This is a genomic window from Kordia sp., assembly GCF_965224175.1.
Taxonomy (GTDB): domain Bacteria; phylum Bacteroidota; class Bacteroidia; order Flavobacteriales; family Flavobacteriaceae; genus Kordia.
This window is the reverse complement of sequence record NZ_OZ245041.1, coordinates 4,835,074-4,861,768: the sequence shown is the minus strand read 5'-3', so window position 1 is coordinate 4,861,768 and position 26,695 is coordinate 4,835,074. Positions and strand designations below refer to the sequence as shown.

24 protein-coding genes are annotated in these 26,695 nt (G+C 33.7%); 8 read left to right on the top strand and 16 right to left on the bottom strand.

Features of this window, described 5'->3' with window-relative positions; translation table 11 throughout:
* Positions 1-136: 136 nt before the first annotated feature.
* Positions 137-1,285: a carboxypeptidase-like regulatory domain-containing protein gene (locus tag ACOQOS_RS21100; RefSeq protein WP_420572453.1), complete on the bottom strand. Its 1,149-nt coding sequence runs from the start codon at positions 1,283-1,285 to the stop codon at positions 137-139.
* A 530-nt stretch (positions 1,286-1,815) separates the two neighbouring features.
* On the opposite strand from ACOQOS_RS21100, the gene ACOQOS_RS21095 reads away from it, so the two are divergent.
* Genes ACOQOS_RS21095 through ACOQOS_RS21065 form a run of 7 tightly spaced genes read left to right on the top strand, consistent with a single transcriptional unit; the run spans position 1,816 to position 8,151 of the window.
* Positions 1,816-2,916 carry a glycoside hydrolase family 3 N-terminal domain-containing protein gene (locus tag ACOQOS_RS21095; protein ID WP_420572452.1) on the top strand — a complete coding sequence of 367 codons (1,101 nt, stop codon included), beginning with the start codon at positions 1,816-1,818 and terminating at the stop codon, positions 2,914-2,916.
* Between the two features lie 7 nt (positions 2,917-2,923).
* Positions 2,924-3,874, top strand: coding sequence for an SDR family NAD(P)-dependent oxidoreductase (locus ACOQOS_RS21090; protein ID WP_420572451.1), 951 nt, complete (start codon positions 2,924-2,926; stop codon positions 3,872-3,874).
* A 17-nt stretch (positions 3,875-3,891) separates the two neighbouring features.
* A complete protein-coding gene (locus ACOQOS_RS21085) occupies positions 3,892-4,548 on the top strand; it encodes a sugar phosphate nucleotidyltransferase (RefSeq protein ID WP_420572450.1) in 657 nt (218 codons plus the stop codon).
* Positions 4,549-4,600: 52 nt separating this feature from the next.
* Complete coding sequence (locus tag ACOQOS_RS21080; protein WP_420572449.1) at positions 4,601-4,846, top strand: acyl carrier protein; 246 nt, start codon at positions 4,601-4,603, stop codon at positions 4,844-4,846.
* Complete coding sequence (locus ACOQOS_RS21075) at positions 4,847-5,950, top strand: hypothetical protein (protein ID WP_420572448.1); 1,104 nt, start codon at positions 4,847-4,849, stop codon at positions 5,948-5,950. It abuts the gene before it with no gap.
* Positions 5,934-7,109, top strand: a complete 1,176-nt coding sequence (locus ACOQOS_RS21070; protein ID WP_420572447.1) for a radical SAM protein — start codon at positions 5,934-5,936, stop codon at positions 7,107-7,109. Before ACOQOS_RS21075 ends, ACOQOS_RS21070 begins: the two co-directional genes overlap by 17 nt.
* A 28-nt stretch (positions 7,110-7,137) precedes the next feature.
* On the top strand, positions 7,138-8,151 hold the full coding sequence (locus tag ACOQOS_RS21065; protein ID WP_420572446.1) for an LLM class flavin-dependent oxidoreductase: 1,014 nt from the start codon (positions 7,138-7,140) through the stop codon (positions 8,149-8,151).
* A 4-nt stretch (positions 8,152-8,155) separates the two neighbouring features.
* On the opposite strand, the gene ACOQOS_RS21060 is transcribed toward ACOQOS_RS21065, so the two are convergent.
* From ACOQOS_RS21060 to bshC, 14 genes are all read right to left on the bottom strand, one after another.
* Positions 8,156-8,899: a hypothetical protein gene (locus tag ACOQOS_RS21060; RefSeq protein ID WP_420572445.1), complete on the bottom strand. Its 744-nt coding sequence runs from the start codon at positions 8,897-8,899 to the stop codon at positions 8,156-8,158.
* Between the two features lie 126 nt (positions 8,900-9,025).
* A complete protein-coding gene (yidC, locus tag ACOQOS_RS21055) occupies positions 9,026-10,957 on the bottom strand; it encodes a membrane protein insertase YidC (RefSeq protein ID WP_420572444.1) in 1,932 nt (643 codons plus the stop codon).
* A gap of 97 nt (positions 10,958-11,054) precedes the next feature.
* Entirely contained in the window at positions 11,055-12,689 is a 1,635-nt protein-coding gene (locus tag ACOQOS_RS21050) for a CTP synthase (protein ID WP_420572443.1), read from the bottom strand.
* A gap of 156 nt (positions 12,690-12,845) precedes the next feature.
* Positions 12,846-13,205 carry a hypothetical protein gene (locus tag ACOQOS_RS21045; protein ID WP_420572442.1) on the bottom strand — a complete coding sequence of 120 codons (360 nt, stop codon included), beginning with the start codon at positions 13,203-13,205 and terminating at the stop codon, positions 12,846-12,848.
* A gap of 19 nt (positions 13,206-13,224) precedes the next feature.
* Complete coding sequence (locus ACOQOS_RS21040) at positions 13,225-13,689, bottom strand: hypothetical protein (RefSeq protein WP_420572441.1); 465 nt, start codon at positions 13,687-13,689, stop codon at positions 13,225-13,227.
* 17 nt (positions 13,690-13,706) lie between these two features.
* Positions 13,707-14,303, bottom strand: coding sequence for an N-acetylmuramoyl-L-alanine amidase (locus ACOQOS_RS21035; RefSeq protein ID WP_420572440.1), 597 nt, complete (start codon positions 14,301-14,303; stop codon positions 13,707-13,709).
* A 284-nt stretch (positions 14,304-14,587) separates the two neighbouring features.
* Positions 14,588-14,770: a class I lanthipeptide gene (locus ACOQOS_RS21030; RefSeq protein WP_420572439.1), complete on the bottom strand. Its 183-nt coding sequence runs from the start codon at positions 14,768-14,770 to the stop codon at positions 14,588-14,590.
* A gap of 113 nt (positions 14,771-14,883) precedes the next feature.
* Positions 14,884-15,183 (bottom strand): hypothetical protein, encoded by a 300-nt coding sequence (locus ACOQOS_RS21025; protein ID WP_420572438.1) that lies wholly within the window; start codon positions 15,181-15,183, stop codon positions 14,884-14,886.
* Between the two features lie 19 nt (positions 15,184-15,202).
* Positions 15,203-15,448 carry a DUF3820 family protein gene (locus tag ACOQOS_RS21020; protein ID WP_420572437.1) on the bottom strand — a complete coding sequence of 82 codons (246 nt, stop codon included), beginning with the start codon at positions 15,446-15,448 and terminating at the stop codon, positions 15,203-15,205.
* On the bottom strand, positions 15,441-15,992 hold the full coding sequence (locus tag ACOQOS_RS21015; protein WP_420572436.1) for a DUF922 domain-containing protein: 552 nt from the start codon (positions 15,990-15,992) through the stop codon (positions 15,441-15,443). Before ACOQOS_RS21015 ends, ACOQOS_RS21020 begins: the two co-directional genes overlap by 8 nt.
* Entirely contained in the window at positions 15,993-16,394 is a 402-nt protein-coding gene (locus ACOQOS_RS21010) for an OsmC family protein (protein WP_420572435.1), read from the bottom strand. It lies immediately after the preceding gene.
* A gap of 8 nt (positions 16,395-16,402) precedes the next feature.
* Positions 16,403-18,334, bottom strand: a complete 1,932-nt coding sequence (locus ACOQOS_RS21005) for a LysM peptidoglycan-binding domain-containing protein (protein WP_420572434.1) — start codon at positions 18,332-18,334, stop codon at positions 16,403-16,405.
* 20 nt (positions 18,335-18,354) lie between these two features.
* Positions 18,355-19,890, bottom strand: a complete 1,536-nt coding sequence (gene guaA / locus ACOQOS_RS21000; RefSeq protein WP_420572433.1) for a glutamine-hydrolyzing GMP synthase — start codon at positions 19,888-19,890, stop codon at positions 18,355-18,357.
* Between the two features lie 508 nt (positions 19,891-20,398).
* Positions 20,399-22,006: a bacillithiol biosynthesis cysteine-adding enzyme BshC gene (gene bshC / locus ACOQOS_RS20995; protein ID WP_420572432.1), complete on the bottom strand. Its 1,608-nt coding sequence runs from the start codon at positions 22,004-22,006 to the stop codon at positions 20,399-20,401.
* Positions 22,007-22,229: 223 nt separating this feature from the next.
* On the opposite strand from bshC, the gene ACOQOS_RS20990 reads away from it, so the two are divergent.
* Entirely contained in the window at positions 22,230-24,701 is a 2,472-nt protein-coding gene (locus tag ACOQOS_RS20990; RefSeq protein ID WP_420572431.1) for a M14 metallopeptidase family protein, read from the top strand.
* A gap of 618 nt (positions 24,702-25,319) precedes the next feature.
* Here ACOQOS_RS20990 and rimO read toward each other — a convergent pair.
* The gene (rimO, locus tag ACOQOS_RS20985; protein WP_420572430.1) at positions 25,320-26,624 is read right to left on the bottom strand and encodes a 30S ribosomal protein S12 methylthiotransferase RimO; all 1,305 of its coding nucleotides are present in this window, start codon (positions 26,622-26,624) and stop codon (positions 25,320-25,322) included.
* Positions 26,625-26,695: the final 71 nt, after the last annotated feature.

The following is a 26,695-nucleotide window of genomic DNA, read 5'->3' as shown; positions in this document are numbered from 1 at the left end:
CAGATTGCTGACAAAGATACTATCTTTTTCGCGTTTTTACGAGTTGTTTAACGCAGTGTATTTTTAGACACAAAACTTCACAAAAAAAGCCTGAGCGGAAAGAACACTCAGGCTTTTTTAATATATTACATTTCACTTACAGCGAAGACAATTCGAACACTAAATATTCTAAAAGTCTATCAACTGTACTGAATCCGTCGTCGTGGTTTTCCGTATGAAATGAAGAGTAAAACACGCCTCCTTCTCCAACTAGAAATGTAAACGCTAAATCTTTGTTTTCTGTTATTTCTGATCCTGTTGCGTCTCTGTACGTTACTGGTCCGTTAAACCAAGTTATTACAGTTGCATCGTTAGCTGTATCCACTACTTGCCAGCCTGGCAAGAACTCGTCAAGTAGAATTGTATCATCGTTGTTTAGAGAAATTCCAAAGTTTATTTGTAACCAATCAATTAAATCTTGATCAAAAATTGTAGCTTCTGTTTCTGTAGAACGTCCACTTTTTTCTGGATCAAGGAAATTGATATATTGTTGTCCATCTCCTGTAATTCCTTCTACGTATTTAAATGCCCAATCCGTTGCATATAAAATTCCTCCATTGCTTACGTATTGTAAAATATTATCATTAAACTCTGTATAACTCTCTGTCATTCCACAATTTAAAAATAAGATATCGTATTCAGCTAATAAATCTGGAGAAGCGACTAAATCTGCAAAGTAATAATCTACATTAGGTTGAAGATTATCGTTATTTTTTGATGCAATCATTGTTGAACGACCTTCGTGACGATGTCCATGATGATTTGTATTCCCTGAAGGTCTTCCTTGATAGGTTCCGTCAATAATATCAAATAACGGTTCTTGTGTGATAGGATTTACCAAACCAATATCATACAATACAGATTCAATATGATCAAACGAGCCTGTTACAACACCTATTCGAGGAAAAGATTCAATAGGAACCTCCGGAATATCAACATCTTCATCTTCAGTTACTGCCACCGTACGTTGTGCACTGAATAATCCTTTTTGCAATGAAACTTCGTATTCGCCTGCTGTTAAATTTGTCAAAGTAAAAGTTCCGTCAGTTGCTGTTAACGTTTCCGAAACTACTGTTCCATCTTTACTAGCTTTAATCACACCATTTACAATAGGATCTGCATTATTGGGTGCTAAAAATTTTCCTGAAATACTACTTTCTGCTAATGGAGCAGCTTCATTGTCTTTTTCACAGGAAAGCAAAAAAGAAAATACAAAAAGTAGAAGTGCTAGTTTTTTAATCTTCATCGGTTGTTTTTTTGGTTAGGTTGTATGTTGTAGATGCAATAATCATCTTTTGGTTGCGTCTTAAAAAAAGATTTAACAGATTATCTCACAAGCTATTAAATAGACGACTCATATTATAAAAACAATTAAAAAGTTAAAATTCCCCTATTTTAGATTTAAAAGAGACAGAATTCATTTTATTATCTTCCGTTTAAAATTCTGTTAATACTTTGTTAGACATTGTTTATTGTGCTTTTTATTTCATCTTTTTTGACGTATATTCGAAAAACAACCGTAGAATCTACTTATAAAAGATCTGGTTTTCACAATTAAATAATTAAGCACACATATTCCATTATACATATAAAAATTATCATTGTATTTGATCCTTTTATAGCGATAGAATATAAATATTTTAAATAGGTGGCATATTTTATGTTAAGTATCAAAGACAAACAATGCTTAACTAGGAGTGTATTTTTTTTGTAGAACACAGCTATAAGTTCAATCAAAACGGAAATAAACTATTGAAGCAAATAAAAAAGTAGTACATGAAATTTAGAATTGGAATTATTGCCATCACTTTTCTTCTCGTTTGGAACACAGGTTTTTCACAAACAAAGAAAACAGACAGTCTAGATATTAAGATTGGGCAAATGATTATGTTAGGTATTGGAAAAGATACTCAAATACGTTCTGACAATAAGATTTTGGCAGATATTAAAGCGCAAAAATTGGGTGGTGTTTTGATTTATGAAAAGAATATTACAAAACTAAACTCTGTTGCTAATTTAAAAAAATTAATTGCTACGCTTAAAAAAGACGCAGAACTTCCATTGTTGGTAAGTATTGATGAAGAAGGCGGAAAAGTAAATCGTTTGAAGCAAAAATATGGCTTTCCTAAAACTGTTTCTGCAAAGTATTTAGGTGAAATTAATGATGTAGATACCACAAAATACTACAGCGACATTATCGCTCACAACTTATTGGATTTAGGAATCAACGTGAATTACGCTCCTGTTTTAGACGTTGATAATCCTGATAATCCTCCAATTGGAAAGAATCATCGTGCATTTTCTAAAAATCCACAAGATATTATCAAACATGCAAGACAAGTAGTTGCTAGTCATCGCTATTTCAATGTAAAAACTGTGGTAAAACATTTTCCTGGACATGGGAATTCGCGTCAAGATTCACATTTTAACGTAACAGATGTGAGCAAATATTGGCAGCAACAAGAAGTGTTTCCATATATCAAATTGTTATATGAAGGAAATGTAGACGCCATCATGACGGCACATATTGTAAATGAAAAATTAGATGATTCTAAACTTCCCGCCACGCTTTCTAAGAAGATTATGACCGATTATTTACGTGGCGATCTTGGTTTTGACGGTGTAATTTTTTCTGACGATATGCAAATGAAAGCGATTGCTGATCAGTTTGGCTTTGAAAAATCTATTCAAATGGCAATTCACGCAGGCGTAGATGTACTCATGTTTTCAAACCATATTCCAATGAAAGGTCGCGATATGATTTTACCACAAGATATTATTGATATCGTAAAGAAAATGGTGAAAGATGGCGAGATTTCAGAAAAACGTATTGACGAATCGTATCAAAGAATTTTAAAATTCAAGAAAAATCTATAATTCGCAGATGAAGAAAATTTTAATCACAGGCGGAACAGGTTTTCTCGGTCGTGCATTGGCGCGAAAATTCAAAGAACAGTATCATGTTGTGCTTTGTGGTCGAAATAATTACCTCAACGAACGTGTTCGAAAAGTAATTGGCTGTGAAGTAATTCCGATGGATATTACGAATATAGATGCTGTTCGTGAGACATTTTCATTGACAAAACCAGATATTGTTATTCACGCAGCTGCAACAAAATATGTGCATTTAGCCGAAAAATTTCCAAATGAATGCTTAGACATCAATATCAAAGGTTCGCAAAACATAGCACGTACAGCCATAGAAAATAATGTTGACACTGTAATTGGAATTTCCACAGACAAAGCAAGCGTTAAAAATAATTCGTTTTATGGTTTATCCAAACGTGTTATGGAAAAGTTGTTTTTATTAATGAATGATGATGCAGCCACAAAATTCGCTTGTGTTCGTTTCGGAAATATTGCTTGGTCTACAGGTTCTGTATTCCCAATTTGGCAAAAAATGCTTAAAGAAAATAACAACCTTATTGAAACGACTGGCGCGCATATGCGACGTTTTATTTTTAGTTTAGATGATGCTGCGAATTTGGTGGAAAACTGTTTGCTTCATATCGAACATACCAAGGGAAAAATATTATGCCCAGAAATGAAAACAGTTTTCATGCAAGATGCACTCGATTGTTTTATTGAACTCAACGGCGGAAGCTACAAAAAAATTCCGGCGCGTGCTGGCGAAAGTATCGATGAAGTCATGATTGATCCGTACGAAGTTCCTATGACATCCATGATTGATTTGAATGGTGAAAACTTCTATTTAATTCACAATCATTCAGTAGCAGATCCAATTGCACATTCAGTTTCAACTGACAATCAAGAGCATTTACAAAAAGATCAATTGCAGCAATTATTAACTTTTGAAACCGATCATATATTTTGATAAAACATGCGTTAATATTGGCTGCTGGACGAGGATTACGAATGATGCCTCTAACGAGTAATACCTCAAAGGCAATGATTCAATTTAACAATGCAATGTTGATTGGAAATTCACTCAAACAACTCATTAAACTCCATTTAGAAAGCATCAGCATTACTGTTGGTTACAAAGGTGCTGAACTCGCCGAATACGCCATAAAAGAAGGTGTTCAAAATATTTTCAACACCAATGGAAAAGGAAATTCATGGTGGATTTACAATACCTTACTAAAACAATTAAACGAACCTATACTCGTATTAACTTGTGACAATATTGTTGAGATTGACCTTGAATGGATTTCGCAACAATACCAACGCTTTAACTCGCCAGCATGTATGCTAATTCCTGTACAACCTGTAGAAGGAATTGAAGGTGATTTCATTCAACATAAAAACCATAAAATAACGGCGTTAAGTAGAACAGAAACAACATCAATTTATGGTTCTGGCATTCAAATTTTGAATCCGAAGAAAATAAATGAAACTACAGAAGCTTGCGAAAATTTTTATGATGTTTGGCAACAGCTTATATCAAAAGAACTATTAGTTGCTTCAGAAACCTATACAAAAACATGGTATTCTGTCAATACCGAAGCGCAATTACATATTGCAGAGAAATTTTACATAAAGGAATAATACATTCTTTTAGCATATAGATTTGACAAGAATAGAAAATAGAAACCACGAAATGAAAGAAAAAATAGCAAACATTCTCACAGAGATTTTGGACGAAACCATTACGGCAGATAGTATTCAAGAAGATACAAATTTGACCACCGAATTAGGAATGACTTCCTTGAATATGATGTATTTTATCCTAGAAATTGAAAATGTTTTTGGTGTAGAAGTTGATTTAGAAGAAATAGATTTAGAAGTTTTTTTCGTCTACAAAACGATAAAAGCATACATAGAAAACGAGCTTGAAGAAGAATAAATGAGTTCTCCAAAAGCACATACGATCAATATACTTTCGTCTATCATTGGATATGGAATTTATTTTCCTGCGTTGATGGTGTATGAGCAGTTGAAAGCATTGAATTATAATGTGAATATTTACATTATTGAACGTTATTTTGACGAAAAAGCAACTTCCGAGTTTGAACGTACCAAAGCCGCTTTTCAAAAAGACGTACGTTTGGTTCAAATAGCTTCGCGAATTCCGGTGAAATACACAAAAAAACTCAGCGAAGCGAAAACAAAAAGCTTATTTCAGGAATGGTCTGACAACCACACAACACATTTTTTATGCTTCTCCGGATTGTGGCTAGATACACTTCAAGAGTATAAACAGGAGCAACCAAATTGTGTGATTGATATATGTCGTGTAGATTCGGCAGTTTCAGCAACTTGGGAAGCGTTGTTGCGAAATGACAACCTAATTGCTAACGATTTATCTTTTTTTGACGCAAAAGCAAACAAAATCAATTATGTTCTGAATGTTCCCGAAATAAAACCGCTGCCCTATGCTGAACGTTCTCAAAACGTTACGATTCATGGCGGCGGATGGGATTTGGGCGATTTTACAACTAAAACAGCAGCGTTTGCGGAAGCATATCAAGTAAATTTGATTGTAAATGGTTTGCAAGAACTTTCAGATAAAAACTGTACGCTGTATGCAAATCAGCCGAATTGGAATCCGTTGTATGAAAATGGTTTTCCTCCTTTCGGGAGAATTGACTCTGCTACGGAAATCGATTTGAAAAACTATGAAAGACATCCAGGAATTTTAACCGTGCTTACCAAAAGCAAAGCAATTGTAAGCAAACCTGGCGGCATGACTTTGATGGATTCTTTGATTTCAGAAACACCACTACTCTTTTTAACATCTGTTGGGAAGAACGAAAATAGTAATCAGAAACTTTGGCAAACTTTGCAACTCGGAATTTCCTTGGAAGTTTGGCAAAAAAACGAAGATAAAACAGCTCTTTTACAAGAAATGCAATCGCGCATTCTTGCTATAAAATCGAAAACACCTTGTTTTCTAACAACGTATACAAATTTAGTCGCAAATTCAGCAGCATATGCAACCCAAAAGTAATAAACCTTATACAAAGAAAGCGTTACAACGTTTTAAAGAGAAGATCGATTTTACGCGAAAATGCTATTCCGAACGCATGAAAGACGCAACTTATGCAACAAAAGTTCCGCAGGAAATCGGGTTAAAACTTACCAATCGTTGCGACTTACGTTGCACACATTGTTTTCAATGGAATGATATCGGTTTTCACAGAAATCTGGAAAAGAAAGAAGTAAAAGTACAAGGTGATTTAGACATTGATATAATACAAAAATTATTAGAACAAACTCGCGAACAAAAGTCACATATTTATTTATGGGGCGGCGAACCGATGATTTATGCATATTGGAATGAATTGGTAGAATTATTGGCAAATGATCCGCGCGACACGGTAGTTTGTACTAATGGTTTATCTATCAAAAGAAAAGTAGATTCGTTAGTTAAAATCTCAGAGAAACTGACTACGTTGGTGAGTGTAGAAGGTTTGGAAGCACAACATGATAAGTTACGCGGAAAAGGAACATTTCAAAAAATCATGAATAATGTCGATCATCTCATTGATTTACAAAAACAAGGAGTTTACAAAGGTCATATTTCAATTGCAGCAGTTTTTAGCGAAGATTTGATTCCGCATTTGTACGAATGTTGTGAATATTTTGAAGCGAAAGGAATTGACACCTTATATTTTAATTTTCCTTGGTATATTCCAGAAGATGAAGCACAAAAGATGACCGATTTTTATAACGAGAATTATGATTGGTTAGAAAAACCACGTATACGTAAAAGGACTTGGGAATCGTTTGATTTTCATATAGACATGCAGCTGTATGATGATTTACTCGCACAAATTCACCGTATTTTAGAAAAAACTTGGGACATTCGTATTCGTTTTCAACCTGATTTGGAGTTACATGAAATTGAAGCGTATCTCAAAGGAAAATCGGAAGCGCCATCATGCAAAGCTACTTGTTTAGGAATTTCCAATCGTATGGACGTCATGCCTTCTGGAAATGTGGTTTCATGTAAAAAGTTTACAGAGTTTAAAATGGGGAATTTGTATGAAAACGAGATGGACGAAGTTTGGCATGGTGAAACGTTTAGTAAATTCCGTGAAACGCATAATAATAAATTGATGCCGATTTGTTCGAAGTGTGAGATTTTGTTTTCGAATGGAATGTGATTTTTGATAGACATAATTAAATCGTAATATGAGCGTACAGATATTTAATTTATTGGGCATTTCTCGCGATTCTATTTTTGAGGAAAAGATTTCATTTGCTTCATATTTAACCGATTTTATTGCAGAAACAGACGCTTCACACTTTTCTGGAACTTTGTTACCCGAATCGATTGAAGGTCCGATAAACCCTTGGTTTTTTGCACAAGAATTGTTATCCAAATCTTCTAAACTTCCGTTTATTGCGATTAATCCTTGTTTTGTGCATCCGTTGTATGTGGTTCGGAATTTATACAATTTGTCTACGTTTTATCAACGACCAATTTATTTGAATTTTATTACGGGCGGTTCGGCAGCAGATTCGTTAAAGATTAACGATTCACTTTCAAAGGAAGAAAAATATAAAAGGCTGAATGAGTTTATTACGATTGTACAGGAATTACTGTCTGCAAATGAAGACGAAACGTATTCCTTCAAAGGAAATTATTATACTTTAGACAACGTAACTTTTAAAGGTTCGTTACCTTCTCATTTACAACCTGTGTTTCATATTGCTGGAAGTTCTACATTTGCGCAAGAGTTGATTCAGCAAAAAAACATGACACAGTTAAAAATGGGCGAAATGTTGTCTGATCTTTCTTTGAATGATTCACAAAAAATCAGTTATCATTTTGGTATTATTGCCAGAGAAACGCATGAAGAAGCTACCGAAGTTTTGAATCGTTTTAGCAGTGTAGATCGAAAACGTAGTATTTTACAACAAATTTCTATCAAACAATCGGAATCTGTTTGGAAACAGAACGTATACAAACGCTATAAAAGTGCTGTTACAGATACGATATATAGTTTGCAACCATTTATAAATGGATATTCAGATGTTCCTTATTTGGTAGGCAGTTACGAAGAAGTTACGAACTATATACAAACATATATTGACAAAGGTGTAGAAAGCATGATTGTTGAAATCCCTAAAACTGGTTTTGATGAAATTCAAGCTATTAATTCCGTCATCAAAAAGTTTAATCCTAAGATTGTGAATAATTGAGTTCTTATTTCAAATCATTCTCGGTATAAACTTTCTTTTTACAAATGATGCATACCTCATCAAAAGCCATCACAACGCCACAATACATCAACATATCCGTAATATTTTTTATGTAAGAACTGTTTCTTTTGACATTGTGATATTTCGCTAAGTAATTACACGCCGCAACTTCATAAACAAGTTTAAAATCTGTTCCTAAGAAGAAAACTTCACCTGTAGATTCTTGACTTGTTACATCGAGAAGACCTTCTAAAAAATCGCTAATTTTATCCTCTTCGTATAAAATATCTGTTTCTCTCTCTAGTAAATCTTCGTATTGCTCAAAGTTTTCATAGTCGTTTAATACTGACCACATTTCATGCAGTAATTTTTTTGAAACTTCATTCGTTCCGAGATCGTGTGTTTCTTCTTTGATTGTAAACAATCCTGGTCCTTTACGTTTATATCCTAAATGAAAGGTTTCTTTGACTACAATATGCAACCAAAAGGAAAAAGGATTTGCCATAGGGAAATTCCATTCCCACGAAGTAATTCCTTCTTTTACATGATTTTTCCATCGATCAAAATCTTGCATTAATTCTTTCATAGATTCATAGACAAAAAACTGCTTCGGCTGTTCTAAGTTAAATTCTGAGTAGAAATTTTTCATTACAGAAATTGCTTTTTCTTTTTGAAATTCAGCAATATCAAAAAGAGCAAGTTTTATCGTTTCGTCGAAGATTTCTAAGAATTCTGTTTTTTGTAGCATTGGTAATTTTCTATGTTGTTAAATCTACAGGAAACTTACCTGAAATCATAATTTTGCTTGCTTCAAAGTGAAGCATAAAAAAAGCTTCTCGATGTGAGAAGCTTTTATAGTATATATTGTATGAGATTATTTTTTGCCGTTTGCTTTTTTCTGAGCTTCAGCTTGCTCCATCATTTCCTGCATTTTCTTTTGGAAACGGTTTTGCTTTTTAGGCTTCTTTTTGTTCTCTTCTATTTGTGCATGAATTTTATCGTTGTCAATGATGTAGTTTTTAATAACTAACATGATTCCGATGGTAATTAAATTAGATACAAAATAGTATAAACTTAATCCACTTGCGTAGTTGTTAAAGAAGAATAACATCATTAATGGTGAGAAATACATCATGTACTTCATCATTTTGCTCATGTCTGGCATTCCTTCTTGCGTAGGTTGCTGCATAGAACTCATTTGTTGTCCTGTTGTCATTCTCATATAGAAGAAGATTGCAATTGACGCTAAGATTGGAAATAAGCTGATGTGATCTCCATATAACGGAATACTGAATCCTTCAGGGAATTTATAAATAGTATCGTATGATGATAAATCTTCTGCCCATAGGAAACTTTTTTGACGTAATTCAAACGCAGATGGGAAGAACATGAATAAGGCATAGAATACTGGAATTTGCATCAATGCAGGAATACAACCTGCCATTGGACTTACACCAGCTTTACCATATAATTTCATGGTTTCTTGCTGCTTTTTCATTGCATCGTCTTTGTACTTTTCGTTGATTTCGTTGATCTCTGGACGAATTACTTTCATCTTCGCCTGCGATAAGTACGATTTGTATGTGATTGGAGATAATAGCAAACGAACTAAGATTGTCATTACTACAATTGCAATTCCTGCAGGTAAGAATGAACCTAGTAACCCAAATAATGGAATTAGGAAGAAACGGTTGATCCAACCAAAAATCCCCCAACCTAATGGTACAATTTCATCTAGATTTCTATCGTAGCTAGATAAAGTATCGTAATCTGTTGGACCATGATAAAGATCCATTGTGTAGTTTAATTCTCCACCTTTTAATTCTAGAGGAACTGTTGCGCCAAATTCTTTTAAGAACTTCACGTCTTTTTCTGGCATTTCACTATCTACAATATTGTTTGATGTAACTGTAGCAGTCTTGAAAGCATTATCCGTTAATAAAATTGATGTAAAGAAGTGTTGTTTATATCCTAACCAAGTTACGTCATTGATTTTTTCTTCGTCAGCAGCTTGTCCTAAGTAACTATCTTTTCCATCATCATATTCGTAATGTAAATCTGTGTAACGGTTTTCGTAAGTTACACTTTTGGCATGTCTGAAACTTTTCAGTTTCCATTCCATGTTTACGGGTTGACTTGTATTGATAACTCCACTAAGTCCTTGCGAACGTACTGTGAAGTCTACCATATAATCATCTTTGATTTCGTATCTGTATTCTAAGTATTTATCTGCAGCAACTTTTAACTTCATTGAAAGTACTTTGCTGTCTCCATTTTCAGAATATGTTGGTTCAAAAGCTCTTTCTTTCGTATCGATTAAGCGATTGTCAGTTGTCATTAAGTTTAGACCAAAAGAAGCATTTCCGTCTTTTACTAAATATACAGGAAGTGAATCGTAAGTTACTAAAGGCTGAAATTCACCTTTCACCAATTGTCCTTTTACTCTAGCTTCAACAATTTGTCCACCTTTGTTGCTAATTTTTAGCGATAACAAGTCATTTTCTAACGTTGTTATTTTGTCCATTGACACTTTTCCGGCATTGTAACCAAAAGCACCTGAAGCATTTTTATAGTTAGCTAATTGTGTAGAATCAGAAAGATCTAATGTTGACTCTTTTACAATTGCAGCTTTGGTTGCATCAGCATTTTGCGTAGCTACTTGTTCTGTTTTTGCTTTTTGAGCTTCTGCATCTGCGGCAGCTTCTTCTTCAGTAGGTTTGGTCGTGTTAAACCAATACACAGCAATTAAGGCTATTAAAGCAAAGCCTATAAACTGTTTGTAATCAAACTTGTTTTCTTCTTCCATCTAATCGTTAATTTATACTCATCTTATAAAAAGGCATCTACATAGCAGACACCTTTTTTAGGTTTTTGTTACTCAAAAAAGTAACCAATTTGTGTTTTTATGCCAAAGTGGCATTTTGTTTTTTTTCTGCTTGTACTAAAGCAGCTTTTACAAAGGCTACAAATAATGGATGCGGATTGGCTACTGTACTTTTATATTCAGGATGATATTGAACTCCTACAAACCAAGGATGTGAAGGTAATTCAACGATTTCTACCAATCCAGTTTTTGGGTTTAATCCTGTAGCAATTAATCCGGCTGTTTCTATTTTTTCTTTGTAATCGTTATTAAATTCATATCTATGACGGTGACGTTCTAAGATCATTTCTTTTCCATAAATGTCATATGCTTTGCTTCCTGCTTTTAGTTCACATTCCCAAGCACCTAAACGCATTGTTCCGCCTTTGTTTTCTACATTTTTTTGCTCCTCCATTAAGTTTATTACTGGACTTGCCGTATTTGGGTTCATCTCCGTAGAGTTTGCGCTATCTAATCCTAATACATTTCTAGCAAACTCAATGACTGCCATTTGCATTCCTAAACAGATTCCTAAGAAAGGAATATTCTGTTCACGTGCATATTGAACTGCTTTTATTTTCCCTTCTATTCCACGATCGCCAAAACCTGGTGCTACTAAAATTCCATCTAAGTTTTTAAACTTATCAGCAATGGTTTTTTCTGTGATGTGTTCTGAATGAATCGATTCTACATTTACTTTGATTTCGTTTTCCGCTCCAGCGTGAATAAATGATTCTAGAATGGATTTGTACGAGTCTTGTAATTCTACATATTTTCCAACCAATCCGATAGTTACTGTATGTTTTGGATTTTTTAGCTTGGTTAAGAATTTATTCCACGTTAATAATGCTGGCGTTTCTTCTTCAACTAATGCTAATTTCTTTAAAACAACAGCGTCCAAACCTTCTTGTAACATTAAGTTTGGTACGTCATAAATTGTTTTTGCATCTATGGATTGAATGACTGCTTCTCGTTTTACATTACAGAATAATGCAAGTTTATGGCGCAATTCTTCAGAAAGTTCGTGTTCTGTTCTACAAACCAATACGTCTGCTTTAATTCCGCTTTCCATTAAGGTTTTTACAGAATGCTGCGTTGGTTTTGTTTTTAATTCACCAGCGGCAGATAAATAGGGTACTAAAGTTAAGTGAATTACCATTCCGTTATTTTCACCTAATTCCCATAGTAATTGACGCACAGATTCTATGTATGGTAATGATTCAATATCACCAACTGTTCCACCAATTTCTGTAATGACGATGTCATAATTTCCAGATTTTCCTAGAATTTGAATTCGTTCTTTGATTTCGTTGGTAATGTGTGGTACAACTTGAACCGTTTTTCCTAAAAATTCACCTCTACGTTCTTTTTCTATCACGCTTTGATAAATACGTCCTGTAGTTACATTATTTGCTTGTGATGTTGGTACATTTAAAAAGCGTTCGTAGTGTCCTAAATCTAAATCAGTTTCTGCGCCATCATCTGTCACATAACATTCTCCGTGCTCATACGGATTTAGTGTTCCTGGATCGACATTAATGTAAGGATCTAGTTTTTGGATTGTAGTTCTGTAACCTCTTGCTTGTAATAATTTGGCAAGTGAAGCCGCAATTATTCCTTTTCCCAAGGAAGAAGTAACACCGCCCGTAACAAATATGTATTTGGTGTTTGTCATTATTGTAAATGTGTGTTGTGTTGTTGTTGTATTCGGCGGCAAAAGTACAAAGAAGAATTTATAATTAATAAAGGTTGAATAACTATTTTTCAAGTGTATTCAACCTTTGTATTTTTTTCTGATAAAACTGATTATCAGCGTGCTATATTTCTCTTTTTAAGAAGCTTGTGTATCTTCTGTATTTTCATCTGTCTTTAAGACCAAACCTATAGCTGTATTTATAACAGTATCAAGGATACTATTTTTTAAGTGTCCTAATTTGATTTTAGAAACACCAGCTGCGTATAATCCTTTTAAAACGACTAAATCTTTTTGGCTTTCTACCAACCATTTGTAATCATCTGGTGTTAGGTTTCCAGCTGCAAGTAAGGTTGTCCAACGCTCTAATTTTTCTTTGGAAGCATTTAGAAAATCTTGTACGTCTTTTTTTGATTCTGCTTTTAAATCGTCAAACTTAGAACCCATTAAGCTTAATAAGTTCCCTTTTATTTCTTTTAATACATCTTTAAAATCCATGGTGTTTTGTATTATACTGTTATTGTAAACCTAATAGTCCTTGTAATTTCTTTTCTGCTGCAGGATCTTTTTTTCCTTCGTATTGTAAAATTAAATCCAAAGCTTCTACCGTTTGTCCTTTTGCTTCGTTGATAAAGAATGTAGACAGTGTTCCTTTTTCTTTCCATCGCTTTAAAAAGCCTGCGATGAAATTTTTATCTGGATTTGCCATCATTTTCCACATCGCATAACTGATTTGGTTGTTGGGTTTGTTTTTTTCGTATTCGACCATTTTTGCTAGTTCAGCTTCAAAATTTTCAATAGCTGCTGCTTGAGAATCGTATTGCATTGTTGCTTTTGCCATTAATCGAGTAGCATCAACTTTTATTTCTGTACCTTTTTGATACGAATATTGATCAAAAGCTGCTGTTCGTAGCGAAGCACATGACGTCACTAATAAGAGTGCAAATGCACCTAAATACACTGTAAATAAACGTGTTTTCATTTTTGAATTTGTTATGATTAAAATAGTTCTTGTTTTACTCTTTTGATGGCTTCTACATGATAGTTAATGATTTTCAATCGTCCTTCACGCGTCATTAAAATAGATTTACATTCTTCTTCATTGTCCATAAAGAAGTTTTCGGTTAAAATGGCTGGCATTTTAGTATGTTTTAACACATAGAAGTTCTTTTCTTTGTCTAAATCGCCATCAGAGAAGTCTGTACGAAGTCTACGGTTTGGGAATTCTCTTTTGAATTCTTCTCCAAAAACAGTTGCAATCGGATCACTTTTGGTATTTCGAATAGAAGTAAATATTTCACTTCCGTGTCCGCCTCCTGCATTCGAATGTACACTGAGATAGAAACAATTTCGTGAACCGTATTTATTAGCTCTTCGTACGCGTGTTTGCAAAGTTACATCTCTGTATTCAGCTGCAATATTATCGTACGGAATACGAAGTCTTGTTAGTTCTTCTATAATTCCATTAACGATGGCTCTGTTAAATTCGCCTTCAAATAATTGCGAACCATCATTCCAAATTGGTGAGCGTTTGCCAGGTGTTTGGTAATTTCCGTTGATCAAACCTCCGTGACCGTTGTCTAGTAGTACTATCATAATATGGTATGTTTAAACAAAAAAGCCTTTATCACACATTAAAAAATTGGTTTTTTTGCATGTTAAAGGGGATTTTTAAAGATATGGAATTATTCAAAATCAGCGAAAGGGGAAAATCACCTTTTTTTGTAGTTGCAGTGTAAATATTTATAAAAGCAAAAGCCTCTTATTTCTGAATATTTTTTCAAAAACAAAAAGGCTTTTTTTTAGATATTTTTCTCTGTGATTACCTAGTAACCATCTCCATAGTTTCTTCATGCAATGGTTCCAGCAGTTCCAAAAAATTAATTGGTAGTAAATGGTTCACAAGTGCAACTTTCACAATGTGTGTAAGCGCTCGTTACTTTTTTGATAATACGAATTGTTCTTCCCCAAGAAGTAGTGACATCGCCTCCTGTAACTTTATTTAGGTTGCTAATTGTTTCTTTGTGTACTGCTAATTTTTGAATACTTCTTTTTTTCTTCATAATTATATGTGTTTTAATGTTTATAGAACAAACATAAAATGCTTCTTAAGAATAAAAAAGAGTTGTATCTGACGCTTTATAAAATATCAGATATAGATGTGTGTGATTAGAGACTAATTTGTTTTTAAGAGTGCTTCACATTCTCCCATAATCTGCTCAGTCTTATCAATTCTGAACATATTAGCTGGTTCTAAAAAGTCTTCTCCATATTGCTCAATCATTGTATTTATTAGACATTCACAATATTCTTTACTATTGGTAAGTGAATGCTCTTGTAGTTTATTATGCATGCAGTTTACCATCATCGTTTTTTGCTTTATGGAACTTCCATATCCAAGATTGTATCTCACTCCAACGAAAATAAGTACGCTTATGGTAATGATAAAAAAAGAGATGATGATTTTTCGTTTCATGACTGAATGTACAAGTGAATTACTTTTCAAATTGTCGTTGAATGTTTCGAACTATAGGCTCTAAACCATTGATTTTGATGTCGAGCATTTGTTCTAATTGTCGTCCTAGTTTTCCTTTAGGAAATCCTTTTTGTCGATACCAAATTAAATAGGCTTCAGGTAAATTTACTAAATATCTACCTTCGTATTTACCAAAAGGCATTTTAGCGTGCGCTAATTCAATGAGTAGTTTTTGTTGTGCTTCTTTACTTGGTAAATCAGTCATTTTTTTTGTTTGATTGTTTGTATTCACTGAGTTTTTCGAGTTCTTCAGCTACAAATTTCTGCCATTTTATTTGACCTTCGTAATCTCTTGAATAATCCGAAACTTCGTCATATGCGTTTTGCATATCACGTAATTCTTTATTTACTTCTTGATAAATTTTAGAGATTTCTTCCTGAATATTTTTGGTAAACTTACTATTCTTGATACGCTTTCTAAATTTACGTGCATGTAATTCAGTAATATCAAAATGTAATTGTTCGTGTCCTAAAACTGTATCGTTAACACGTTCTTTTAAATACCAAGATTGTTCAGGATAAAATTGAGCAATGACATTGGTTGAATATTCTACTTTATCACTGTTAGAATATGATTTTGATTTAAAACCATAGGTAATTCCAGAAGCTGTAATGGCAACTGCATCTGAGTCATAATCTGGCGCACCTTCAAAATTTCCCCAGTGTAGTTTTTGACTTTGTGTCCAATTGATAGTTTCTTCTTCTTGAACAAGTAAAAACAAACAAAGTATCCCTATGAGTTTATACATTTATTTCCAATGAAATTCAACAACCTTTTCAATGTCTGGATGAAGACTGTAATGCACAGGACAAGTATTTGCTGTGTTTTCTAGTATTTTTTTTGTTTTAGCATCAGCTTCAAAAGGCAAATGGATTTGTACTTCAATTTTTGAGATTCTTCTCGGGTCTGAAGCCATAGTCTTGGTTACTTCCGCAGTTGTGTTTTCCATGTTCACACCAAGCTGCCCAGCTTTTATTCCCATAACAGTTAACATACAACTAGCTAATCCTGTTGCTACAGTATCTGTTGGAGAGAATGCTTCTCCTTTTCCGTTATTATCTGTGGGCGCATCTGTAATGAACTCATTTCCAGATTTTATATGTTTCGAAACCGTTCTTAGGCTTCCTGTGTAGGTTACTTTTGAAGTCATGTTGTTTCTTAGTTTTGTTCGGGTTTTACCTCTTTAATTTCTAATCCGTCGTATTTTACAATATATATTCCTCTGTTAAAAAATCCGCCAAATATTTTCTTATGGTAATCAAATTTGTTCTCAACATAACTTGTTTCTGCTCCTGCACGAACACTTTTTGCTAAGTTTTGATCGTATGCCAAACGAATTAAAATATCAAACGTAATATCAAAACCACGTGTTGCAGTTTTACTTGGAGAAATTCCATAGGCACGTTTGTATTCTTTTACAAAGTTGTTATTTAAAGAGGAAGGCTTTTCTATTGATGGATAGTGAAAACTTAAATTAGCTAAGTGACTGTTGTAAATGTTATCACTATTATCGTATTTACTACTCTTGTTTGTTGTTAATAAAACAATTTTACGTTTCTCACTAGATGCATAAGAATTTAACACTGAAGTTACATTTGCAATGAGTGATAAATCATCTGTTTCAAGTAATACCCAATTTTCTACTTCTTCTTTAAGCAAAGGTAATATTGCTGTTGGCTGTATATAATTCCCTTCTTCAGGATTAAATACTTTATTGTTTGGTAATATGGATTGTAGTTTTGCTTTGATGGCAGCATGACCTTTATCTGCAATAATGATCGCATTTTTATCTTGACCATTCTCTCTAATAAAATCTAGCATTCGTTCTTCTAGTAATTCTTTTGCTGGAATGGTTTGATATACATTTCTATGCTTTACTTCTTTGTTTGTCAACGGAGAAATTACTGGAATGCCATCTGATTTTAATGCAGATGCTACAACTTCAATATTTGAATCTAAGATAGGCCCAATAACAGCATGTACATCTGAAAAATCGTATTGATCTACAGCTTTTTGTGATCCGCTTTTGCTTCCTTGATTGTCTATTACTTTTACATTTACAGAAAGCCCTAATTTTTTAATAGAATCTAAAGCAACTAAAGATCCTGTGTAAAATTCAGTTGCATATCCTAATAGACGATCTTTTTTTAGTTTTTCTTTTGTTTGACTCACTGAATCCATGTTCATTTCATTCAACTTGAATGGTAACATGATTACGATGTTGGAAACATTTTCTGGATCTACATTTTCTAAGAAATTAAACTTATCTACAATTACCGCATCTACTACTTCGAGTGTTTCAGTTTTAGCAACTGGTAATTTTAATACCATTCCGGCTTTTAAGCCATCTTTTAACGCAGGATTTAAATGAATTAACTCATCTTCTGAAACGCCTAATTTTCGCGTCAGCGTATACATGGTTTGCTTTGGCTTTACATCATAAAACACATATTTTTCAGTCGTAACAACTGTTGGTTTTTCTTGACGAATTGGTAATTTTATTTCTTGTCCAATTTTTAATCCGTCTTTTATTTCTGGATTGATATCTTCCAATTCTTCAATCGTAAGTCCGTAACTATGTGCAATTCCCCATTTAGTTTCTTTTGCTTTTACAATATAGGTTTCAATAGAAGTATCTGTAGTTTCTGTTTGTTCTTCAGTTTTCGTTGAAGAGTCAACTACTACTTCTTTTTTCTCAGCAAACTTAGGTATGGCAATACGATCACCTCTTTTTAGTCCTTCTTGTGCTACTTTTTCATTGAATTTTTTGATATCATCAACTGTGATTCCATATTTTTTAGCAATGCTGTATAATGTTTCTTTTCTTCTTACTTTGTGATTTTTGAATGTAACTTCAACATCTTTGGAAACTTTGACAGATTTAGAAGGAATGACTAGCACGTTGTTTCTACGAACACCTCGTCTTGCTTCAGGATTTAACTTAATGATGTCTTCTGGAGCTATATCATATTGTTTTGCAATACTTTCCACCGTTTCACCTCTGGATACTTTGTGACTTTTGTATTGTTGTGCAGTTACTGAACAACTCGTCAATAATACCACTAATAAAAATCCTAACAGCTTTCTCATTCTCTACTTTAATTTAATAATTATTCCCATTCGATGGTTGCTGGCGGTTTTGAGCTTATGTCATATACTACTCTATTAACGCCTTTTACTTTATTTATTATATCGTTCGATACTTTTTGTAAAAATTTATATGGCAAATCTACCCAATCAGCTGTCATTCCATCTGTACTTTCTACCGCACGTAATGCGACTACTTTTTCATAAGTACGTTCATCTCCCATCACTCCAACTGAGTTTACTGGCAATAATATTGCACCTGCTTGCCATACTTGATCGTATAAGTTCCATTCACGCAATCCATTAATAAACACGGCATCAACTTCTTGTAATATACGAACTTTTTCAGCAGTAATATCACCTAAGATTCTGATGGCTAATCCTGGCCCTGGAAATGGGTGACGACCTAATAATTGTTTATCCATTCCCATAGAAGCACCTACTCTACGAACTTCGTCTTTGAATAATGCTTTTAGTGGCTCTACGATTTTCAATTTCATAAAATCTGGTAAACCACCAACATTGTGATGACTTTTTATCGTTGCGCTTGGTCCGCCTGTTGCGCTTACGCTTTCTATCACATCAGGATAGATAGTTCCTTGCGCTAACCAAGTTACGTCTTGTATTTGTGTTGCTTCATCATCAAACACTTCAATAAATACGCGACCAATTGCTTTGCGTTTTTTCTCCGGATCACTCAATCCAGCTAGCGCATCCAAAAAGCGTGCCGAAGCATCAACACCTTTTACATTAAGTCCCATACCTTCGTATTGTTTAAGGACACTTGAAAATTCATCTTTTCGCAATAAACCATTGTTTACAAAGATGCAGTATAAGTTTTCACCAATAGCTTTGTGCAATAACATTGCTGCCACACTTGAGTCAACTCCACCAGATAAACCTAAAACAACTTTATCGTTCCCAAGTTGTGCTTTTAAGGCTTCTACAGTTTCATCAACAAAAGCATTTGGTGTCCAATCTGGATTTACATTGGCAATGGTTACTAAGAAATTTTCTAGTAATTGTTTTCCGTCTGTTGAGTGATATACTTCTGGATGAAATTGAATTGCATAGGTTGTTTCTCCTTCTATTTTGTAGGCTGCATTTTCTACATCATGTGTACTAGCCAGTAGTTTTCCGTTTGTTGGTAAACTTTTAATGGTATCACTATGACTCATCCATACTTGGCTTCCTTCAGAAATACCTGTTAAAAATGGCTCATTTTCTTGTACAAAACTTAAGTTAGCACGTCCATATTCTCGTGTATTGGACTCAGCTACTTCTCCTCCTGAAAAATGAGCTAAATATTGAGCGCCATAACAAACAGCAAGCATTGGTTTTTTGCCACGAATATCTTTTAAGTCTGGATGAAAAGCATCCTTAGACCTAACAGACATAGGGCTTCCCGAGAGAATTACCGCTTTGTAGTCATGTACGTTTGTTGGAATTTTGTTGAATGGATGAATTTCGGAATAGATGTTCAGTTCTCGAACTCTGCGCGCAATAAGTTGTGTGTATTGCGATCCGAAGTCTAATATTAATACCTTGTCGTGTTGCATGCGCAAAAGTACTATTTAGATTTCAAATTTCAAGAAATTCAAAAAAGATTTTTTTACATGATATTCACAGCCATTTTTTCCTTTGTTTTTTAGAGTTCTCACACACGAAAGTAGCACTTACGATTTATAAATATGAAGATACTTTATTAGAAAAAGCATACTGTACTACTTACCTTTTTAATTGTTTATTAATTCAAACTATATAGTATTATGAAAAAAAAGAATTTGAAATCACTAAGATTGAACAAAAAATCCATTTCGCTAATAACTCAAGTTAAAGTTTCGGGAGGCGGAACACATTGGAATACGGGATGCTTATCTTGTGCCGATACAACTATAGATCCTCCTGGCACTCAGTATTGGAGTTGCAATACATTATGTCTAGAAATATGTAAAAGAATAAGGAAAGCTGATTAATTTCAAAAGCGAACTTCGGTTCGCTTTCCTTTTTTTTATAAAACAATGTATAATTAATGTATTTAATTATTAAGTCTACAATGATTTAAATTTACAATTCCAATACCAAAAATTCACCAGATAATGGTTGTAAATGTTTCACCAAGGTAGGAATTAATGTTTCCCCATATTCTAGGTACAATTCTGAGAAGTTTTGCTTTCGCTCTTGCAGTGAATTTCCTGGAAATAAGAGTTCTTGCAATTCTGTACTTCTTGATATTTTGTCTTTTAATCCTCTTTTTTGCGCAGTTAACAAACGCTTTTCCAAATGTTCTATTCCCTTGAGTTGCTTTTTTTCTTGTGCAGCTACAGCGCCAAGAAATGATTTATCCGTTTGCTCGGCAAGTTTGTATAAATCTTTGAATTGTTGCTGTAAATGTTGTTTTTGAGGAGAAAAATCGATTTTTATATCGCTTAATTCTCTGGTTTTTTTATTGACAAAAGCATCTCGCTTTAGAAATAAATCTCGATTGGAAATGTTCAGTTTTTCCATTTTTTCAGATTGCTTCTGCGTTTTTACAACTGCAGAATTTCGCAGCAATAACATCGGGAAAGTTACTTCTACAGCTTCAAAGTAGTCTTTGAGCTCTAGCCAATATGCCAATTCTCCGCCACCGCCAATGTAACATAGGTTTGGCAAAATAATCTCCTGATATAGTGGACGCAATAATGCATTTGGTGAGAAACGTTCTGGATGTGCGTGAACTTCTTGTTTTATTTGCTCTGAGTTCCATCTCACGGAAGTGTTATTTACCGTAAAAACACCTTCTTTTTCAATAATACGTTCGCGAATTCCATCGTGAATGTAGAATAAATTGATTTCTCTAGGATTGACTTGTATTTTGTACGCGCTACTTATTTCCGTTAGTTTTTGAGCAGTTTCCAATACTTTTTTATGTGCCGTTTGCTGAAACAACTCGTTTTCAACAAAAGGAATGAAGAGTTGTTTTAGTGACTTATCATTTCCATCGACAATGACCAAACCATATTCTTTGAATAATTCGTTGGCAATGTAACGTGTTGCGTCTGTAAGATTATTATGTTTTACATATCCTTCTTCAAAGAGGGATTGTAAATATGTAGCATTGTTACTTGTGCCCAATTCTTTTGCGAATGCTTCAAAAACTTCTTTTAATCCTTCGGTAGATAATTCGCCTACAGCACCACTTGCCTCTCTGTTCCAACGTATTTTTTTGCCTTTGTAATTGAAAAAGCTGATTTCATCAAAATCATGATCTTCAGAAGCCATCCAATATATAGGTACAAATTCATTGTTTGGAAATTGTTCTTTGAGCGTAGCTGCTAAATTGATCGTTGAAATTATTTTATATAAAAAATATAACGGTCCCGTAAACAAGTTTAATTGATGGCCAGTAGTGATTGTAAATGTATGTATTGAACTAAGCTTTTGAATGTTTTCCAATGTGGCTTCTGATGCTTTTGTATTGCTATATTGAACTTGCAGAGCATTGGATAGTATTGCTCTTTGTGAAACATCTGTTAAGCGAGATTCCTGTTTTTCTTTGAGTTGCGCTTCAAAGTTTTCAAGCTTAGGAAAACGATGATAGAATGGTTTTAGTGCTTCTGTTTCAGTTAAATAGTCACACATTAAAGGGGAAAAATATCCAGTTTCGCTATAAGGAATACATTCGGTTGGCATAGTTGGTCGTCAGGATTTTAAAGTTGCAAAGATAGCGTTATTTGTATGCGATTCTCTCAAAATTTCGTTAAGATATTCTTTTTCAAAAATTATATTCGTCAGTATTTGTATCATTAATGATGGTTTACAATTATTGAGTTGTAAACTCATCTAATGCGTTAAAATTATTTCTTTTCAAAATTATATTAAGTAGCTTTGATGTTTATCTAACTTATCATTTGTAATGAGACGACATATTTTCACCTTACTTTCATTTGTAATCATTTCTATTTCTGCTTTTGCGCAAAACATTCAATCTCCTAAAGAATTTTTAGGTTATGAATTGGGTACTCGGTTTACGAATCATTATCGTGTAGTAGATTATTATCAGTATTTAGCGAAAGCATCCAATATGGTTCAACTTTCGGCATATGGAAAGACAAATGAACATCGTTTATTACAAGTTGCCTTCGTTTCTACTGCTCAAAATTTAGAGAATTTAGAAAGTATACGCACCAATCATTTAGCAAATGCTGGGATTGGAAATACTTCCGCTTCCGCAGATAAAGCTATTGTATGGTTGAGTTATAATGTACACGGAAACGAATCTTCTGCTACAGAAGCTTCTATGAAAACGATTTACGAGTTAGTTACATCAAAGAAAGCTTGGTTGCAAAATACGGTTGTGATTATAGATCCGTGTATTAATCCTGACGGACGTGATAGATATGTAAATTGGTACAACCAAGTAGCAAGTGTTCCTTATAATTCAAATCAAAAAGCAAAAGAACATAATGAACCTTGGCCAGGCGGAAGACCGAACCATTATTTATTTGATTTGAATAGAGATTGGGCTTGGGCAACACAAGTAGAAACGCGTCAACGCTTGAAGGTTTATAATAAGTGGTTGCCACATATTCACGTAGATTTTCATGAACAAGGAATTAATGAACCTTATTATTTTGCGCCTGCCGCAGAACCTTTTCACGAAGTAATTACTGATTGGCAACGTGATTTTCAGACACAGATTGGGAAGAATCACGCTGGTTATTTTGATAAAGAAGGTTGGTTGTATTTTACACGTGAGCGTTTCGATTTGTTTTATCCAAGTTATGGAGATACGTATCCTACGTTTAATGGAGCTATCGGAATGACATATGAGCAAGCTGGTCATGGAATGGCTGGTTTAGGAATTATAAACGATGAAGGTGATTTGTTGACTTTAAAAGATCGAATTTTACATCATCATACAACTGGATTGTCAACTGTAGAGATTTCTTCTCAGAACGCAGACAAATTGAATACGGAGTTTAAGAAATTTTTCAGCGATAAGGATTTTACGTACAAAAGTTATGTGATGGAAGGTAATAAATATCGAATTGCTAAACTAACTGAATTGTTGGACAGACACGAAATTAAATATGGTTTTACATCAAATACAACTGTAAAAGGATATGATTATGAAAGTGGAAAACAAAAATCAAATAATGTAAATAATGCTTTAGTCGTAAGTACAAATCAGCCAAAGGCAAAAATGGTAAAGGTATTGTTTGAACCCAATGCTAAATTGAGTGATTCTGTTACATATGACATCACAGCTTGGAGTATTCCGTATGCATATGGTTTAAAAACGACTGCTTCTAAAACATTTGTTTCTCCAAATGCTAGCAAACCAGTACATAAAGTTGATTTTCACAATAAAAATGCTGCTGCGTATGTAGCACGATGGAATACAGTAAAGGATGTTGCCTTTTTAAGTGAATTGCTACAAAACGGGATTCGTGTTCGTTTTACTGAGAAAGTTTTTTCATCTAACGGAGATACCTTTGAAAAAGGTTCTTTAATTATTACAAAAAGTGATAATAAAAGTACCGATGGTTTTTATAAAACAGTTAATGACATAGCAAAAAAGAATGAAATTACGTTGTCGAGTCTTTCTTCTGGTTTTGCAGATAGTGGCGTTGATTTAGGTTCACCCGATATTAAAGAAATAAAGATGCCGAAAGTTGCTGTAATGTCTGGAAATGCTACAAATTCTCTTGGTTTTGGAGAGCTTTGGTACTTTTTTGAACAAGAGTTAAAATTTCCTGTAACGAATATAAATTCTGAAGATTTTTCAGCTACTACACTGAACTCTTTTAATGTTTTGGTATTACCTGATGGAAATTACAGAAACGTATTCAAAGACAAACATCTACAAACATTGAAAAATTGGATTTCACGTGGCGGAAAAGTAATTGCAATGAAAGGTGCTTTGCGAACTTTTGCAGGAAAAGATGGTTTTGGTCTTTCTAAAAAAGAAAACGAAAAGAGTGATTCTAAAGAGATTATTTCTTACGCAAGAAGTGAACGTGAAGGCATTTCTAATTATATCACTGGCGCAATTTTTAAAACAAAAGTAGATACAACACATCCATTAGCTTTTGGATATGGAGATTCATATTTTACTTTAAAATTAGGAAGTGCTGCATACAATTATTTGAAAAAAGGATATACAGTCTCGTATTTAGAAGACAATAAAGTAGTTTCAGGTTTTGCTGGTTATAAAGCAGTGAAGAACATTAAGAATACGCTCGTTTTTGGAGAACATAGAATTGGTAATGGAAGTATGATTTATATGGTAGATAATCCGATGTTTCGTGCTTTTTGGGAAAATGGAAAACTGTTTTTCGCGAATGCAATTTTTATGGTGAATAATAATTCGTATGAGCTTTAGATCGCTTTGCTTTTAGACCACTTTGTTGTTAGATCGCTTCGCTGTTAGACCACTTCGTTGTTAGATCGCTTCGCTGTTAGACCACTTCGTTGTTAGATCGCTTCGCTGTTAGACCACTTCGTTGTTAGACCGCTTTGCTGTTAGATCGCTTCGCTTTTAGATTTTCTTACTGTTGAGGTTTTGACTCTTGACTCTTAAGTTGTTTTTTTAATGTTGATTATAGTATACACTACTAAATTTATTTTATAAAAACTTCAAAGCATATCTCGATACTAATTTCTTAACAGAAATTCACTCGATATGACGATTTGTAAATAAAAAATAGATTGTTTTTTGAAGCCAATTCAACATTCAAAATCTAAAATTTAACATCAAAAAGAAACAGATTACTTCGTTGAAACTCCTCGCAATGACGTTTTAAAGCATATCTCGATACTAATTTCTTAACAGAAATTCACTCGATATGACGATTTGTAAACAAGAAAATAGATTGTTTTTTGAAGTTGATTCAACATTCAAAATCTAAAATTTAACATCAAAAAGAAACAGATTACTTCGTTGAAACTCCTCGCAATGACGTTTCAAACGCTCTCAATACTAAATACTCATTCCTCAATACTAAGAAACAGGTTCTCCATATAAATCAAAATCAGCAGCTTCTGTGATTTTTACATTTATGTATTCACCTTGCTTTACGTAGTGTTTTGCAGCATCAATTAATACTTCATTATCAACATCAGGAGAATCAAATTCTGTACGACCTACAAAATAGTTACCTTCTTTACGATCAATGATACATTTGAATGTTTGTCCAATTTTTTCTTGATTTAATTCCCAAGAGATTTGCGACTGAATTTCCATGATTTGATTTGCGCGATCTTGCTTTACTTCTTCAGGAACATCATCTTCTAAATTGTAAGCATGTGTGTTTTCTTCGTGCGAATAGGTAAAGCATCCTAAACGTTCGAAACGCATTTCCTCAACCCATTTTTTAAGTGTTTGAAAGTGTTCTTCTGTTTCTCCAGGATATCCAACAATTAATGTTGTACGAATTGTCATGTTTGGAACAGCTGCTCTAAATTCTTTTAATAATTTAGTGGTCTTCGCTTGATTGGTTCCGCGACGCATTGATTTTAAAATATCGTCTGCAATGTGTTGCAACGGAATGTCTAAGTAGTTACAAATTTTAGGTTCTTTGTTCATTACATCTAAAACGTCCATAGGAAAACCTGCTGGAAATGCGTAATGCAAACGAATCCATTCTATTCCTTCTACTTTCACTAATGCTTGAAGCAACTCTGCAAGGTTTCGTTTTTTGTATAAATCTAAACCGTAATAAGTTAAATCTTGTGCAATTAGAATTAACTCTTTAACACCTTTTGCAGCTAACTTTTCTGTTTCAGTAACTAATTCCTCTATAGGTTTCGATTTGTGTTTTCCACGCATTAGCGGAATTGCACAAAAAGAACACGGACGATCACAACCTTCTGCTATTTTTAGATATGCATAGTTTTTTGGAGTTGTCGTAATTCGTTCTCCTATCAATTCATGTTTGTAATCAGCTCCAAGTGCTTTTAGTAATTGCGGTAATTGTGTAGTACCAAAATATTGATCAACATCTGGAATTTCTGACTCTAAATCTGGCTTGTAACGCTCACTCAAACAACCTGTAACAAAAACTTTATCGACAACACCATCTTCTTTCTTCTGAACGTAATCTAAAATTGTATTGACACTTTCTTCCTTTGCATTATTGATGAATCCGCATGTGTTGATTACAACAATGTTTCCTTCTTCCTCATGTGCCACTTCTTTTCCGTTGGCTTTCAATTGTCCCATCAAAACTTCAGAATCGTATACATTCTTTGAACAACCAAGTGTTACAACGTTGATCTTGTTTTTCTTTAAAGTTTTTGTTCTCATATCCAAAAATTCAGTGGGCAAAGATACAATCTAATTTAAACCTTTGGTAAGTTTCAGTGTCTTAATATCAA